Genomic DNA, 15,781 nt, shown 5'->3' with positions numbered 1-15,781 from the left:
GGAGGTCGGGTCCAATACGGCAACAACCGTGTCCAAGAAATCGTGAGCGGTACACCAATTGCTTCGGTATGACAACGATGCCAATAAGATCGTTCACTTTTCGGAGTGGTCCTCACTCGATAAGGCCCGACGTTTCTTCGAGTCTCCTGAACTGGCAGAAATCCGAAGAAGGGCTGGCGTCAAAGCGCCCGACTTTATGTATCTGCAAGAGATAGAACATGGCGTGCTCTAGCCCTAACCATATGTTTGAAAGGGACGCCGCAAGGACGAGGTGCCATTAGGCATGAGCATGTACCTCGACCCTGCTGACGCACAAAGGTTCATTCAAGGCTACAAGCTTCTGATGCTTGAGCTATTAGGTAAACAGGAAGATCGCATCACTGGCAGCGTTGCTCCGCTGCTTGCGAAGGCGCGTGCAAAACTCGTTGGTAAGCGGGCCTTGTTGCATAAGTCGATTGCGCGGCTTGAAGCACGAAACGTCAGACTGGACCCTGAAGTCGTCAAGGCCGTTGAAGGGCTTGAAGTACGACAGTGGGTCTATCTTCGCGACACAACACGGCATTCCATCATGATTCATTCGTCTGCTGATCGGGCATTCGGGGTGCTCGGGCTTACGCAGGGAATCCGCGATATTGTCGGCGGTACGGGGGTAGTAATCGAGGCGGGGTTGGCCCGCTACTGTGGGCGATATGTGTGTGATGGCATCATTTCGCAAGTGGTGTGGCTCGGGCCAGGATACAGAAGGAGTTGGAATGAGAAATTCAAGGAGATCAAGGCCTCAGGACAATTTCATGTGAAAGCCGATGTCTAACAATGCTGTCGATCGGACATGTACAAGGCGTGAGTATGGATACATTTCGTTCGTCCTGTTTCCTGATGAAGCAAGGTTTGTGAGAAACGAGGCGACTATTCTTTTGGCTTTTCCGCCGAGGCCAGGATAGGCTGAAACAAGGGGTCCGCATCGAGCACTGCTTTCAGCCGCTCAGTGTGAAGGAAGTAACGCCAGACTTCGTGGTCTTTGTCGGGAATCTCATCAAACCAGCGTTTGGCTTCGGTGAGGTGGTGTAACATCTGCCCCTTGTCCCCATAGTTCGGCATGAAGATCATGCTGTAGGCCATGGTGTATTCGGCGAGAAACTTGTCGAGTGGGCGATCCACGATCTCCAGCGACGCCTTGGCATTGTCATAGGCTCTGATACTGTCCTGGTCATGCAAGATGCGATTCCACGCCACCTTGTTGATACGAGACCAGGCCAGTTGTAAGAGAGCGTCAGCCTTAAGGCCTTTTCGATCGGCTGGAATCTCGTTGACCAACGCGTCAAAGGTTTCACTCATCGGAACCTGGTCATTGTTCCAGCGATAGGCCATTCCAAGCCGGAACCGATTCTCCAACTGCTCAGGATGGGTTCGTGCGAGGGTTTGCAATGCCGGCAAGAGTCGGTACAACAGATCCGCAGAAGTCGGCTGCGAAAACCCACCGACCTCCATTCCCAAGGAGAGATCGAGGCGATCCGACGCGGCGGCGATCGTCCAATAAAACTCGTTGACCGTCTGAGCAAGTAGTGGATCCTCGATGACGAGCTTGTGGTTCCTGGCCGCGTCCTGTAGCAGCACGGTATAGAGATGCTTGGTTAAGACGGTGAGGGCTTCGGTCTGTTGTGGATCAATGAGGAGAATACGGTTAAGGAGCGCCACGCGATCGCGGAGCTCAGGAAAGGAGGCAGCCCGAGCGGCAGCCGCAGTGAGTGTGCCGGGTTGGTCGGTGGGACTCCACCAGACGATGGAGTCTGGAAGGGCACGGCTTCTTTCAGTTGTGAATGGGATGCGTTCCTGGACCATGCCTGGAGCCTCAGGCTTGGTGTCTACCGGGAGATGCGCAACGGCGGTGTCGCGCGGAAACCCGTGTGGACGGAGTCCACTGAGCACGACCCATTGCGTGGTAATGGATTTGATGGCACGACGTTCACGCTTGATCGTGCTGGTCCAGTGAACCATGCCCGGCCCGTAGGCAATCGGGGATGTGAGCGGGTCATGGTAGTGAACGGTCAGGTCGACCAGCGTCGCAGGCACTCCAATGATGGTTCCATTCGACTTTAACCGGAAGGATCCGTTCGGGATGGTACGGGTCCCAGTGACGACAAGGTCAAGGCCTGTTCCTGGAGGGGAGGTGCCGAGCACATCCATTACGAAGGCCGAGGCCTGTGCACTAGGCAGCGTATCTCCATAAAATACAAGAGGACCTGTGCTAGGCCAGAGGACATCCATCCCAATATCCGACCGATTCAGGAATGGGGCGTGTCCCACAGTGAGCGCCTCCCAGCACTTGTCGTAAGAAGGTTCCTTTGCAACGGAAGATTTTGCTTTTGCAGAGGGAGCCGTCACTGAGTTGTACTGGCAGGCAAAGTCGAATTCTCCGGCCGTGATTCTGTCTCCATTGGCAAGGGCCGTCGCATAGCGAAGGGCGGTGTCGATGGCAGAGGGATGAACGGCTTTGTGCCTCGTCGGGCTCGGCGGCGCTTTCGGCGTGGCGCTCGCCATGTCCGGAAGATTCATCTCAACGATGGTCAAGAATCCAATAAGGAGGAGCAATCCACGAAAATGTGTCATGGTCATAATGAGTATTGGTCAAGCGATTGGAGGTTAGCGAGTGCCGGTGGTTTCCAAGATCTTTTTCCGCATCACCGCTCGGCTCGCCGCGGATAATGTCGGTGAGGGGTTATGGCGACAGAGCGACACGGTTTGACGCAGTGACGTCACGAAGGTTTCACAATTCGGGCAGGCGCCCAGGTGTCGACGAATTTCATCGCAAATATCTCCGGAGAGCTCGTCGTCGATATAGGCGGACAACTGGCGGAGGATACGCAGGCAGTGGGCTTTCCCATGCGCCTGTTTCCGCTGGGTCGGTGCCGAAGATCGTTGTCGTTTAGAGGTGTTCCCTTGTGCCATGTGAAGCACTCCTCCGCGTTCTTGCTGGGATATGGTCATGGTCGGTGAGTGGCTCGCCGAGCCCCCGTGCGCTCAATTGACGGCGCACGAACAATCGAGCTCTATGTAATCGTGATTTTACCGCCCGCTCATTCAACCCCATAATGGTTCCAACCTCCTTGGCGCTGACTCCCTCCATATCGCGAAGCACCAAGACCATCTTATACTTCTTCGGTAGTTGATTGATCGCCGTATCGAGCGCCTCCCGCAACTGCTTATTGTGGAGTGCGGCCTCGGGGCTCAGGCCATCGATCGGAATCTGTAATCGAAATTCACCGTCGGATGTGGGGATGAATTCCTCGAGTGATAGCTCTCGCTCGGGAGCCCCCTTCCGCTTCCGTCGCATGCGGAGGCAGGCCCGCGAAGCGATCGTGTACAACCACGTTGAAACCTGGGCATCGCCACGGAACCGATCCAGGCCTCGATAAGCATTCAGAAACGTCTCCTGAACCAAATCCTTCGCCGCTTCTGCTTCACCACACAAACGGTGAGCGAACCGATACATGAGATCCACATGATCTCTGTACAGCGTATCAAAATCCTTCGCCGATTGGGTCCGAGCGGAGGATTTCTCAGGCCGGCGGTCTGTCGCGGGTGATGCATTCATACGCCGCGCAGTCTACGGGGTGGCGGAAAAGAGAGTCAAGATGAAGAACGGAGAGGACAGAGGACGCGGCTGGACTACTTCACCCGATGCAGTTCAACCACCTCGCCGAGGCCGTTGAGCTCCACAGTGATGGGGGTTCCTTCTCGTGCCCCGTTCAGCAGGGATTTGCTACCCTCAATGGGAAAGGTCTGTTCTCCTTCAGGAGTCCAGAGCCGGACGGCAGCATGATCCGGAGCGGCGAAGTCCAATGGTCCTGTGACGAATCGGCGAAGAAGAGCCGAGTCGTTGGAGGCTGCAAGATCCGCGACGACGGAGTCGTTATGCATATGCAAGGTCATGGTCTGCCCGATCTTGGCACTCTTGATGCCGATCTTGGTGTTGACGTTCACGATGCCGATGGGCGTCTTGAAGAAGATAAAATTCGACTTCATTTTGGAGATCGTGCCGGTGAGCAACAGATGAGCCTTACTACCCGGAGGAGCGATCTGGCCGATTTGCAGATCGAACTGGAGATCATGCACGCCGATAATGTTTCCCGCGCCGTCTACTTCCACTGTCACAAACTCCCCGTTCTTGGGGGCGGTGAGTGCAGATTCATAGGTCCCCATGTGGAATGCCTTCATGCCGCTGGTGGGTGTCCATAGCAGCAACTTGGTGTTGTCTACGCTGTCTCGCTTGAACGGTCCGGTGAGATAGCGGTGGACGAAGGTCCCATCAGTCCGCCGAACAATATCAATGACGATATAGTCGTCGTGGACCATGAAGGACACTTCTTGCGAGGCCGGGAGAGACTTCAGCGTGGTCTTTGAACTCAGCGACATGAGCCCGATCGGTGTTTTTAGAAACACGATCCCTGGTTTGGCTCGCCAGACTCGGCCCGTCAGCTCGATGGATGGATTGACGTCAACACGAACGGGCGCCGGTTCCACAATTTCTTGTTGAGCAGTTGGTGGAGGACTATCCACTGGCGGCTGAATAGTCGGAGTGGTGTCTGTGGCCTGAGCCGGTGGTAACTCAGGCTCTTGCGGCTGCAGGACAGGGGGTAGATCGTTCTGTGGTTGTACTGGGACGACTTCCTCAGCCAGTGGTTGTTTGGGTGTGGTCCCGTCGTTCTGGGCCTGGAGAATGGTCTGGGTATCGAGTTGAGTTTCGAAAGGAAGCGGGTCGGCGGGTTGCGCCTGGGGCTTGTCGCCGTCCGCGAGACTGGCTGTGGCACAACCGGCACTGACGACTCCCATGAGAAACACTGCAACCAATAATTGTCGAGCCTGTCCAAATTGATTCATCATGAAAAGGCTAAGTCCGGCTAGAGGTGAACGTTGGGATCTGTCTAAATAGAGACTCCCTCTTGTGCGAAAGGGGGAACGAGGTGATCAGCCCCAAGAACCGAGGGTTATTCTATGCGAATATCATGAGGTCAGAATGGGAGTCAACTTGAAATCGGATTTGATCTTGGATGGAGGGAAGCGAAAGGCGAATCGGCTCTCAAAACTATGATGCCGAGTAATTCGCTCCTGCCAATGTGGGATTCGTTGCGCCATTCCGTGGTAGCTCGGGTAGGTGAAGATAGCCCCGAGGTGACGAAAGATACGCAGGAACTATCCTTTACTTCTTTCTCACCATGATACGGAGCGGGGTGCCGGTGAAGAGGTAGGTCTCGCGGAGTTGGTTCTCCAGATATTTCAGGTATGCGGGGGTGATGTCTTCCGGATGGCCGACGAACAATACGAAGACCGGAGGTTTGGTGGCGACTTGAGTCATAAAGGCCGACTTCGTCCCAGCTGTGGGTTTGTGCTTCCGAGCCGGCAATGGATGGATCTCCAGAATCTTCTGCAGCCAGGTATTCAACGCGCCGGTGGAGACGCGCTTGGTAAACATCCCATGCACGTCCTTGAGCAGAGGAAACAGGCGTTGGATGGACTCCGGTTTGAGGGCTGAGCCATAGAGAACGGGGGCCCAGGCCAGAAAGGGAAAGCGGCGGCGGAACTCAAGCTCATAGGTTTGTCTCGCGCTCTGGTCCCCGGCCCGTAGATCCCACTTGTTGATCAAGAGAATACAGGCACGGCCCTGTTTGAGAATCGCCCCGGCGATCTTTGTATCTTGTTCTGTGACGCCTTCTACTCCGTCCAAAAGCAGAACGGCAATGTCGGATCGTCCGATGGCACGGAGCGATCGGAGGACACTGTAGCCTTCTATGCCTCGGTCAATCTTGCCACGACGCCTGATCCCTGCAGTGTCGGTGAAGACGTAGGATTGATCCTGGTGGGTCACCAGTGAATCGACCGGATCGCGTGTGGTTCCCGGCACGTTGCTGACGACGACGCGCTCCTCTCCGAGCAGCGCGTTCACGAGCGTGGATTTACCGACGTTCGGACGGCCTACGATCGCCACGCGGGGGAGTTGTTGCAGCTCGTCTGATTCCTCGGTTGCGGGAAGCAGTGGGTAGAGGGCGTCCAAGAGTTCAGCCACTCCGAGACCATGTTCGGCGGAGATGGGGTACAGCTCGTCGGCACCCAACTTGTAGAAGTCGGCGAGTAAGGGCTCGGATTTCGGCGTATCGATCTTATTGATGGCATAGAACAGCGGTTTCGTCACGCCGCGTAAGAGCTTCACGACCTCATGGTCCGGTGGGGTCAATCCTGACCGGCCGTCCAGCAGCATGATGAGGATATCCGCTTCGGCGATCGCCAGTTCCGATTGACGGCGGATTAAGGTCAACATGCTGTCCGACGAAGACAGATCCAACCCCCCTGTGTCGACTAGTCTGAACTTTCTGGTGCGGTACGTGGCATCGGCATAGTTGCGGTCGCGAGTCACGCCAGGCACGTCATCGACAATCGCGACCTTCGCGCCGAGAATCTTGTTGAACAATGTCGACTTTCCCACATTGGGCCTGCCGATAATGGCAACGAGCGGTGGTGGTCCACCCTCAGTTGGGAGCAAGGGCAGGGTCAGTTCTTGTTTTGGATTCGATTTTGCGCGCGGCATGATGCATCGGACCGTAACACATGGTTTTTCATAAACACAACCCGCCTCGTCTTCTCTTGAGCTGTTCCGCTATACTCTTTCTCATGACTCAACACTCGGCACCTAGCACTCAGCACGTCCTCGATTGGTCCCAGATCGATGACGTGCTCCTCGATATGGACGGCACCTTGCTGGACCGTCATTTCGACAACTTCTTTTTTGAGGAGGAGTTGCCGCGTCGGTATGCGGCACTTCATGCCATCCCGTTCGAAGAAGCACGTGCTCGTCTCATGGCGATGTACCGATCAGTGGAAGGAGAGCTCGAGTGGACTGACCTGGACTATTGGACAAGGCGGGTTGGGATTGATGTGGTGGCGATGCACAAGGAACTGGATCACATGATCGGATTTTTGCCTGGCGCGGAGGCATTCTTGCACCATCTTCGGCAACTCGGAAAGCGGATAACGATTGTGACGAACGCCCATTCGACGGGAGTTTCCGTCAAAATGGCCAAGACGGGACTCGATGGCTACGTGGACCGGATTGTCGATGCGTTTGAAGTGGGCTATCTCAAGATGCGACCGGAATATTGGCCGAATTGTCAACAATTACTGGGCTTCGAGCCGTCGCGATCCCTGTTTATGGATGATGATGAAGGCTGTCTGACGGCTGCGAGAGCGTTTGGGGTGGCTCATCTGGTACATAGTGCCAAGTCAAGTTCACAATTGCCGCCTACTCCGCTTCCACAGTTTTTCTCGGTCACGGGGTTCGCACCGCTTCTCAATGGTCGGTTGTGAAACTAAGGTAAACTGGTGGCCGTACCGCGATACATTTCTCCACCTATTCTCGGCACACCCTGCATAGCAAATCGATCGAGCTGAGTGATGGTCAATCCGGCTTGAGCGATCAGATCATCAATCCGGCGATTCAGATTGCAGCCGCAGCCGATGATGTTCTGAACGGGATTGAGTCTGTCCTGCCAGCGGGCAATCTTCTGGTCGTCGCTCCGACCATGTTCCAAAAAGAGAAACCTGCCTTCTGGTCTCAGAACACGCCGTACTTCTGTAAGCGCACGTAGCGGCTTGGAGATCGTACAGAGTGTCCATGTGCTGACCACACAATCGAATGTGCGATCATCATAGGGAAGCCGTTCGGCACTGTGATGGGAAATCTCAACCGGAAAGGACACACCCCCACGCCGTTCTGCTACACGCGCAGGGAGCATGGGGTTGGGGTCGACGGCCCGCACCCGTGACACGTTGGGTCCGTAGTGACGAAGATTAAGCCCGGTCCCAATTCCGATTTCCAGCACCTCGCCGGCCACTGATTGGAGGACTTCCGTGCGCAATCGTTGGAACTCCTCCCCACGCATGACGTGATCCATCAGGCGAGGGAAGATATGTTTGCAATAAAGTCCCATGTGCGGCGCAGTATAGCAAACCGTAGGAGCCTGTCCGACAGTGACCTTTTCTACTGCGATAAACGATCGAAGGCCCTCTGTGTCGTACCCGGCCCCGAAACATCCTCGCTGTACTTCGGCGAATATGCCTCCGGTGTTTCTGGGCCTGCAGCTGTGCAGCTTGCCGAACCTCCTTCGCCTCGCTACGAAGGCAATCTCGGACAGGCTCCTCGCCGGGTAGAAATCTTGTGACCCCCGAGGCGCTATGTTAGAGTCCTTCGTCTTTTTTGACAGAGGGAGTGATGAGCGATCAATGAGCAAAGGATACGATCACCGCGCGATCGAGACGAAGTGGCAGCAATATTGGGATCAGCATGCGACGTTTCGCGTGGCGGACGATTCCAGTAAGCCAAAATTCTACTGCCTCGATATGTTCCCCTATCCTTCAGGGTCTGGGCTCCATGTCGGTCACCTGGAAGGGTATACCGCGACGGACATTGTCTCCCGGTATAAACGGATGAAGGGATTTAATGTCCTCCATCCGATGGGCTGGGACGCCTTTGGTCTTCCCGCAGAACAGTATGCGGTGAAAACCGGCATCCACCCGGCCAAGACGACGGCGGACAACATTGCCACGTTCAAGCGTCAGATGAAGCGCGTGGGCCTTTCGTATGACTGGGAGCGCGAGCTCAGCACGACGGATCCCGGATACTATCGCTGGACACAGTGGATTTTCCTCAAACTCTTCGAGCGGGGATTGGCCTACGTGGCGGAAGTGCCGGTAAATTGGTGCCCACAGCTGGGGACGGTGTTGGCGAACGAAGAAATCATCGACGGCAAGAGCGAGGTCGGCGGGTTCGATGTGATTCGCAAGCCGATGCGACAGTGGGTGCTGAAGATTACCGCCTATGCCGATCGCTTACTGGAGGACCTGAAGCTTGTGGAGTGGCCTGCCAGCACGTTGGAGATGCAAAAGAATTGGATCGGACGTTCAATCGGTGCGGAGGTGGACTTCGCCCTCGCCGATCGGGCGGGCGCCATTCGAGTGTTCACGACCAGGCCTGATACGCTGTTCGGGGCGACCTATATGGTGCTTGCGCCGGAACACCCTCTTGTCGATGTCATTACGAGCGAGGCGCAAAAATCCGCTGTCCAGGCTTACCGCGAGAATGCGGCGCGGAAGAGCGATCTTCAACGGCAAGAGCTTGACAAGGAAAAGACGGGAGTCTTCACCGGAGGCTATGCCGTGAATCCTGTGAACCAGGAGCGATTGCCGATCTGGATCGCCGACTATGTGCTGATGGGTTATGGGACCGGTGCCATCATGGCGGTCCCGGCGCATGATGAGCGTGACTGGGCTTTCGCACATCAATATCAGCTTCCGATTCGCGAAGTCATTGTCGGGGGGAATGTGCAGGAAGCGGCCTTTACCGACACGAGCCGTGGGACCGTCGTCAATTCAGCGACCTGTGACGGCAGTTTTTCGATCAACGGGCTTATTCCCTCCGAGGCGATTCCAACAGTTACTGAGTGGCTTGCGAAGCAAGGGAAGGGAACTAAGGCGGTCAACTACAAGCTGCGGGATTGGCTCTTTGCGCGACAACGTTATTGGGGAGAACCCTTTCCGATTGTTTGGGTTGATGGCGAAGCGTGTCCGATTCCTGAACAACAGCTTCCTCTGATATTGCCGGAGACGAGCAACTTCAAGCCATCAGGCACCGGTGAAAGCCCACTCGCAAACTTGGAGACTTGGTTGGCGACAACCGACTCTTCTACCGGTAAGCCCGCTCGGCGCGAGACGAATACCATGCCGCAGTGGGCCGGTTCCTGCTGGTATTACCTGCGATTCATCGATCCGAAGAACTCAACCCAGCTTGTCGACCAGACCAAGGAACGCTATTGGATGCCGGTGGATCTGTACATCGGCGGTAGCGAGCACGCGGTGCTGCATCTCCTCTACGCTCGGTTTTGGCACAAAGTGTTGTTCGATATCGGTGTGGTGAGCACGCCTGAGCCATTCTTGAAACTCGTGCATCAGGGCATCGTCCTGGGCGAAGATAATCAGAAGATGTCCAAATCGCGGGGCAACGTGGTCAATCCCGATGAGATGATCGACCAGTTCGGCGCGGATGCGGTACGGCTCTATGAAATGTTCATGGGACCGCTGGAGGCGATGAAACCCTGGAGTACCAGAGGCGTCGAGGGCGTAACCCGTTTCTTGGAACGGGTCTGGCGTCTCATCGTCGATGACCAAGGCTGCTTGTCCGGCACCGTGGTTTCGACCGCTGCGAGCCTTGATCATCAGCGACTCCTCCACCAGACGATCAAGAAGGTGACGGAGGACATTGAGGCGCTCCGGTTCAATACGGCGATCTCGCAGATGATGATCTTGACCAATGAGATGACGAAAGCTTCGCAGCGGCCTCGATCCGTCATCGAGCCGTTTGTCTTACTGCTTGCGCCGTTCGCCCCGCATGTAGCGGAGGAGCTCTGGGGCGTACTCGGTCATCAGCCCAGCATTTCGCAGCAACCTTGGCCGATGTTTGATCCGGCCATGACGGTCAGTGAACGCGTGACCATTCCGATTCAGATTAACGGGAAGCTCAGGGCGAAGCTCGAAGTGGCACTTGAGGTCTCGCGCGAAGAGGTTGAGCGACTGGCCCGTGTGGAGGCAGCGGAATGGCTCCAAGGCAAAGAGCCGAAGAAGGTGATCTACGTTGAAAAGAAGCTGCTCAACTTCGTTATCTAGGGGGAGTGCTGAGTGCTGAGTGTTGAGGGAAAAGAGGGCAGGAGTCAAGAGCGGGAAGGGCCATGCTTTATCATTCTCAGTACTCTCGTTTCGGCACTCATTGCGGTGACACTAACGGCGTGCGGGTATCAGTTCCGGGTGGGCGGTGCTGGTCCAACTATTGGCGGCGCTCCGGCTACCACATCCACGGAGCCTCCTCCCCGACTTGCTATCAAGACATTGGTTAACAATAGTTTTGAGCCGAATTTAGAGGCGCGCTATACCAATTACTTTCGTGACGAATTTTCAAACGGCAGTGGGGCACACGTTGTCTCCGAGTCTGAGGCGGCGGATCTCGTGTTGAGCGGACAAATTCTGTCTGTGTCCGTGCCGACGCTCAGTTTTTCACAAACGGCAACCTTGGAAAGCCGGGCTGAGGTTGTCGTGTTGGTTCGGGTGGAAGAGGTCCGTTCGGGCAGGGTTGTCTGGACGCAACTCGCCAAGGGCGGGTCAGAGTTCTTCATCACGTCGGACCTTCAATTCAACCGTACGCTTCAGAATCGAGCGGTGGAGCAGGCAGGTCGCATCCTGGCTGCTGATTTGGCATCACGGTTTCTGTTACAGGTGGAGACTGGTGCATTGAAGCAACCGGCTTCTTCGCCGCAGTAGATTTGAACGGTAGATACCGATGGCCTCAACCCTGAATCATCTCCAGCTCGAGTCGTCTCTGAAACAGCAGGGACCTGGATGTCTGTATCTCGTGGTGGGGGAAGAAGATTTGCTGAGGGATACTGCCGTCAGCGCCCTTACGCAAGCGGTTCTCGGCGTAGACGGGGATGCCTTCAATTGCGAGCAATTCTATGGCGATGAAGCGAGCGGGGCTGATATCCGGAACAGCATTGCCGCGGTCCCGGTTTTTGCCACGCGCCGTTTGGTCGTGGTGAAAGCCACTGAGAAACTGAATGCGCGAGAGAGCGAGCCTCTGCTCGAGTGTGTGAACAACCCTGTAGAATCCACAACCGTGGTCTTTGTCAGCTCGAAGATGGACGGACGACTGAAATTCTCCCAAGCGCTTGCCCGATCGGCTGTTGTCGTTGATTGCTCACCGCTTCGTGACGCTCAATTACCGGCCTGGATTAGCCGTGAGGCTGAACGCGCCGGTCTTCGCTTGGAAGAAGCCGCCGCTCAATTACTGCAGGAGGTCTGCAGTGCCTCGCTGTATAGTGTGCGGCGAGAGTTGGAAAAACTAGCTTCGTATGTGCCATCTCATCGTGCCGTTACTGCTGCGGATGTCTACCAGCTCCGTGGTATGGAACCAGGTGCTTCGGTATTTGATCTGGCACTGGCTATTGCCGAAGGTCGTCGAGGGCGGGCGCTGTCGATTTTGGCGCGGAATCTGGAGGCTGGAGAAGCGCCCCTTCGGATCCTCGGGTCGCTCGCGTGGCAGTATCGCCGGATTTGGAAGGTCAAAGAATTGCTGGCCCAAGGAGGGCGTGAAGGGGAGGCCGCAAGAAATTTACGAATGGACCCAGGGAAGGTCAGGACATTTCTGAATCAATTTTCTGAGCCGCATCTTGCCCTGGCGATCCGCCTCTTTTTGGAAGCTGATGGACGGCTCAAGGGGGGAAGCAGTAGTCGTCCGAAGATGATCTTGGAGCGAGTGCTTCTGACGCTCTGTGAGGAGTCCGTCGGCATGCGAACCGAGCCAACCCCTCCCTCGCAGGCATCACCGAAGCGAGGCGCAACACGAACCGTCTCAAACGTGCGGACGATTAAGAGCCGGAACCGGCCAGTGCGTTGACGCGGTGGGCTAACCGTGAAATGCGGCGGGAAGCAGTATTACGATGCAAAATGCCTTTGGAAACAGCTTTCCCGATTGCCGAGGTCGCTTCCAGCAAGCTGGTCTTCGCCTCGTCAACCTTTTTCCCGGTCACCGCAGATTGGACCTTCTTGATGAGCGTTCGTACAGTGTTGATTGTGGCTCGATTCCGCTCATGGCGTCGCTCGGCCTGGCGTGCTCGTCGAATCGTCGATTTGTGAATTCGGGGCATCGATCACTCCTGTAAGTAAAGAAGAAAATTTCTATCATAGGGTATCGATGACCGTCAAGGATCAGTTTTAAAGAAGGAGTAAGGAAGATGACGAAGATCGTGGCACGCGATCGGCTGATGTTCGCGCTGGATGTTCCCTCGGCAGTGGAAGCCGATCGGCTTTTGGATCAACTCCAGGGGCATCTGACGTTCGTCAAGGTTGGGCTTGAGCTCTACACGGCGGCGGGACCAGAGATGGTGAAGCGGATCGTGGAGCGAGGCATGCGGGTATTTCTTGACCTGAAATTCCTCGACATCGAAGAAACGGTTCGTCGTGCGACGAGTCGGGTTGCCGCCATGGAGGTCGAGTTTCTGACCGTTCATGCCAATCGCAAGGCGCTGATAGCCGCCGTGCAGGGACGTGAAGGCTCATCGCTCAAGCTGCTTGCTGTGACCGTGTTGACGAACTTCGACGGCAACGATTTGCGAGAGATGGGAATCCAGCGGACGGTCCAAGACCTCGTGACCGCCAGAGCGTTGCTGGCCTCAGAAGTCGGCTGCGACGGTGTCGTCGCGTCCGGTGAAGAGGCCACGGCACTCCGCCAGAAAGTCGGGCCGCATTTCACGATCGTGACGCCGGGTGTCCGGCCGGCCGGCAAAGGGGTTGATGACCATGCTCGCGCGACGACGCCGACCCAAACCATTGCTGCTGGGGCGGACTATTTAGTGATCGGGCGACCAATTCGTGATGCCGTAGATCCTGCTGCGACGGTTGCCTCTATACTGGCGGAGATGCAAGTGGCATTCGATGCACGTGTGTAGCAGAAGTCGGGTTGCGGTAGCAGGCGGCCCTTTGTTAATATCTTCCTTCTTCAAGCCTGTCTGGTGGGTGTAGCTCAGTTGGTTAGAGCGCCGGATTGTGGATCCGGAGGTCGCGGGTTCGAAACCCGTCATCCACCCCAAGCCCCTTCCTCATAACTGCTTGTGGTATCAGCCGATCTGAAGAAGTAGGCCGCACGAAGGTTGCGGCTGGTTGCGCCTGGGTTGCAGAAATGGACTGTACCTCGGGAGTATCGAGGCGGTCGACGGCTTGCTTATTCCCTCCTGGAATGAGATGGCCGTAGAGGTCTACGGTCACCTGAATGGAGCTGTGGCCCATCTGATCCTTGACGTAGACCGGACTTTCACCGTTCTGCAGGAGGAGCGAGGCAAACGAATGGCGCAGGTCATGGAATCGGACTTGCCGTACGCCCGCACCTTTCAGCAGACGGAAGAATTTCAGGCGGATCCGGTTCTGATTCAGTGGCTGGCCTTGCTCATTGCAAAAGACCCATGGAGGGACTTCCTTCCATCCACGTGTGGCTGCTTCAAACTGCCGATTGAGCTGCAGTGTCTCTAGGGTGGCGGTGAGCTCTCGTGAGAGGTCCACGCGTCGAGATTCACCACTCTTGGGCGTGGTCATCTTGCCATGTGTGAAGTTCCGACGGATCTCTACGAAACGCCCGGCGAAATTGACATCCTCCCACTGAAGGGCCAGGAGCTCGCCTTGCCGTAATCCGGTACGGGCTGCACAGAGGAATGCAGGATACAGTGTCGGCGCCATGGCCTTTGTATGGGCCAAGAAGAGTGCGAGCTCTTCGCGGGTCAGGGGGTTGATCGAACGGCGTTTGCTGATCTTCGGCAGAAACTTTCCCGGTCTCAATGCTGGATTGGCAATGATGAGGTTATCCTCAATCGCATGACTGAAGAGGCTGCTTAATGTGCGGATGATGTTCTGCACGGTCTTTGCCGACAAGCCGCGTTGCAGGCACCCTACCGCGAAGGCCTTCACCTTCTCCCGCGTGATCTGCTGGAGCTCCTGTCCTTTAAAGACCGGGAAGACGTAGTGGTCGAAGATTTTTCGGTAGTCGGCGTGTGTGGTGTGTTTGCGGGTCTGTTCTATTCGTTCGAGAAATGTCTCAACGTAGGCGTCCAGGGTGACTCCGGTCTGTTGGCGGTCGAACGCTGGTTGCCCCAGCGCCAGCCTGGCTTGAATTTGTTGAGCCGCCTGTTTTGCGGCCTTCTTCCCCACCGCTCCCGTGCCAATCCGCTTAGCCTTGCGCGTGCCGTGGTGGTTGATGAAAATCCACCACGCCCTCTTCCACTCTCGAATCGTGACGCTCATAGGACGCATAGTGTCTGTGACTCCCTTTCTCGGTGTCAAGCGTTCCGCTTTGACGGCCGCATGTGAGCGACAACCGAGTCAACGATCTCGCTTAGTTCGTCAGCCGAGTTGACGATGTGCGAGCCTGAGAGCCAGCGGTCGAACTCCTCTCGCTTCACTAGGATCTTCCCTTCGATCCGATAGTGTGGCAGTGGATGGAGGCGATCTACGAGACGGTCCCTCAGCCAGCGAACCGAGCAGGACGAGTAGGCCGCCAGTGCCTTGAGATCGAAATACCCTGGCTCGAAGAAGTCACCCAGCATCACAGTCCCCTGTCGAGATTTCCGAACCGCCTTTTATCCGGCCAGAGAGTTTCTCTGCCATCATGCATTTTGTCCAAGACTGGAAGCACAGGACGCGCGTGATACCGTGGCACTTATGAGAGGGTTCAGGATTTATGACCATACCGAAAAAGTAGGGGAGGTCAGAGTGTCGAGGGGTCACTCACCTGGGTCCGCAGCACGGTGGAGTGTCGGACGAGTTCCGCTGAGGCACCGCGTCCTGAGACGCCCTGCCACGTGGAATCGGGCACCGTCGTGCCGCGCAACGCGACTCGACCGTGTGGGGACAATAGCCGTCCCCCATCAGGGGGTGTGGCACGCCCGTAGCACGCGCGCCACCGCGGACAGTGTCACGCCTGCAGCCGCGCATGGCCACAGATTCAGAAGAGCTGTTGCGCCCCCGCGTGGGTGAAGGGCGCAACACGATGTTGAGAAGAGGTCGGTGTGCAGGTTCGGTGTCTGAGTCCGTTCATGAGCGGATCGGCTGTTCAGTGAGGATCGAGGGGGAGAGTAACAGACAGCATCATGAGCTAGGCTCGAAAAAGTGGACGCCTTCAACCTACACTGAGAGGGCTGGAGGT

At 56.2% G+C, this 15,781-nt stretch carries 14 protein-coding genes, 1 tRNA gene and 1 pseudogene; 7 read left to right on the top strand and 9 right to left on the bottom strand.

The window, feature by feature from the left end:
• Nucleotides 1-283: 283 nt before the first annotated feature.
• On the top strand, nucleotides 284-811 hold the full coding sequence (locus tag ACMTNU_RS18340; protein WP_413936746.1) for a hypothetical protein: 528 nt from the start codon (nucleotides 284-286) through the stop codon (nucleotides 809-811).
• Between the two features lie 95 nt (nucleotides 812-906).
• On the opposite strand, the gene ACMTNU_RS18335 is transcribed toward ACMTNU_RS18340, so the two are convergent.
• From ACMTNU_RS18335 to der, 5 genes are all read right to left on the bottom strand, one after another.
• Nucleotides 907-2,613 carry a hypothetical protein gene (locus ACMTNU_RS18335; RefSeq protein WP_413936745.1) on the bottom strand — a complete coding sequence of 569 codons (1,707 nt, stop codon included), beginning with the start codon at nucleotides 2,611-2,613 and terminating at the stop codon, nucleotides 907-909.
• Between the two features lie 27 nt (nucleotides 2,614-2,640).
• The gene (locus ACMTNU_RS18330; protein ID WP_413936744.1) at nucleotides 2,641-2,946 is read right to left on the bottom strand and encodes an anti-sigma factor family protein; all 306 of its coding nucleotides are present in this window, start codon (nucleotides 2,944-2,946) and stop codon (nucleotides 2,641-2,643) included.
• The gene (locus ACMTNU_RS18325; protein WP_413936743.1) at nucleotides 2,924-3,592 is read right to left on the bottom strand and encodes an RNA polymerase sigma factor; all 669 of its coding nucleotides are present in this window, start codon (nucleotides 3,590-3,592) and stop codon (nucleotides 2,924-2,926) included. The genes ACMTNU_RS18330 and ACMTNU_RS18325 overlap by 23 nt, the downstream gene beginning before the upstream one ends.
• 74 nt (nucleotides 3,593-3,666) lie before the next feature.
• Complete coding sequence (locus ACMTNU_RS18320; protein WP_413936742.1) at nucleotides 3,667-4,881, bottom strand: hypothetical protein; 1,215 nt, start codon at nucleotides 4,879-4,881, stop codon at nucleotides 3,667-3,669.
• A 316-nt stretch (nucleotides 4,882-5,197) separates the two neighbouring features.
• Complete coding sequence (der, locus tag ACMTNU_RS18315) at nucleotides 5,198-6,580, bottom strand: ribosome biogenesis GTPase Der (RefSeq protein WP_413936741.1); 1,383 nt, start codon at nucleotides 6,578-6,580, stop codon at nucleotides 5,198-5,200.
• Nucleotides 6,581-6,600: 20 nt separating this feature from the next.
• On the opposite strand from der, the gene ACMTNU_RS18310 reads away from it, so the two are divergent.
• On the top strand, nucleotides 6,601-7,356 hold the full coding sequence (locus ACMTNU_RS18310; RefSeq protein WP_413936740.1) for an HAD family hydrolase: 756 nt from the start codon (nucleotides 6,601-6,603) through the stop codon (nucleotides 7,354-7,356).
• 2 nt (nucleotides 7,357-7,358) lie between these two features.
• Here ACMTNU_RS18310 and ACMTNU_RS18305 read toward each other — a convergent pair whose 3' ends face one another.
• Nucleotides 7,359-7,931 (bottom strand): class I SAM-dependent methyltransferase, encoded by a 573-nt coding sequence (locus ACMTNU_RS18305; RefSeq protein ID WP_413936739.1) that lies wholly within the window; start codon nucleotides 7,929-7,931, stop codon nucleotides 7,359-7,361.
• A 340-nt stretch (nucleotides 7,932-8,271) separates the two neighbouring features.
• On the opposite strand from ACMTNU_RS18305, the gene leuS reads away from it, so the two are divergent.
• Genes leuS through holA form a run of 3 tightly spaced genes read left to right on the top strand, consistent with a single transcriptional unit; the run spans nucleotide 8,272 to nucleotide 12,487 of the window.
• Nucleotides 8,272-10,707, top strand: a complete 2,436-nt coding sequence (gene leuS / locus ACMTNU_RS18300; protein WP_413936738.1) for a leucine--tRNA ligase — start codon at nucleotides 8,272-8,274, stop codon at nucleotides 10,705-10,707.
• Nucleotides 10,708-10,719: 12 nt separating this feature from the next.
• Nucleotides 10,720-11,355: an LPS assembly lipoprotein LptE gene (gene lptE / locus ACMTNU_RS18295; RefSeq protein WP_413936737.1), complete on the top strand. Its 636-nt coding sequence runs from the start codon at nucleotides 10,720-10,722 to the stop codon at nucleotides 11,353-11,355.
• A gap of 19 nt (nucleotides 11,356-11,374) precedes the next feature.
• Nucleotides 11,375-12,487, top strand: a complete 1,113-nt coding sequence (gene holA, locus ACMTNU_RS18290) for a DNA polymerase III subunit delta (RefSeq protein WP_413936736.1) — start codon at nucleotides 11,375-11,377, stop codon at nucleotides 12,485-12,487.
• On the opposite strand, the gene rpsT is transcribed toward holA, so the two are convergent.
• On the bottom strand, nucleotides 12,459-12,737 hold the full coding sequence (gene rpsT, locus ACMTNU_RS18285) for a 30S ribosomal protein S20 (RefSeq protein WP_413936735.1): 279 nt from the start codon (nucleotides 12,735-12,737) through the stop codon (nucleotides 12,459-12,461). The two genes, holA and rpsT, sit on opposite strands and share 29 nt — an antisense overlap.
• Nucleotides 12,738-12,824: 87 nt before the next feature.
• Here rpsT and pyrF point away from each other — a divergent pair, with 87 nt between their 5' ends.
• Nucleotides 12,825-13,538 (top strand): orotidine-5'-phosphate decarboxylase, encoded by a 714-nt coding sequence (pyrF, locus tag ACMTNU_RS18280; RefSeq protein WP_413936734.1) that lies wholly within the window; start codon nucleotides 12,825-12,827, stop codon nucleotides 13,536-13,538.
• 63 nt (nucleotides 13,539-13,601) lie between these two features.
• Nucleotides 13,602-13,678 (top strand) — tRNA-His (locus tag ACMTNU_RS18275).
• Nucleotides 13,679-13,887: 209 nt separating this feature from the next.
• Here ACMTNU_RS18275 and ACMTNU_RS18270 read toward each other — a convergent pair.
• Both ACMTNU_RS18270 and ACMTNU_RS18265 read right to left on the bottom strand, forming a co-directional pair.
• Nucleotides 13,888-14,880 (bottom strand): annotated as a pseudogene (locus tag ACMTNU_RS18270) (tyrosine-type recombinase/integrase); the annotation flags it as partial.
• Nucleotides 14,881-14,915: 35 nt separating this feature from the next.
• Nucleotides 14,916-15,182, bottom strand: coding sequence for a helix-turn-helix domain-containing protein (locus ACMTNU_RS18265; protein ID WP_413936733.1), 267 nt, complete (start codon nucleotides 15,180-15,182; stop codon nucleotides 14,916-14,918).
• Nucleotides 15,183-15,781: the final 599 nt, after the last annotated feature.

The organism is Nitrospira sp. BLG_1, from assembly GCF_047338595.1.
GTDB lineage: Bacteria > Nitrospirota > Nitrospiria > Nitrospirales > Nitrospiraceae > Nitrospira_D.
The sequence above is the reverse complement of the archived record's forward strand: the minus strand, read 5'-3'. Positions and strand labels throughout refer to the sequence as shown.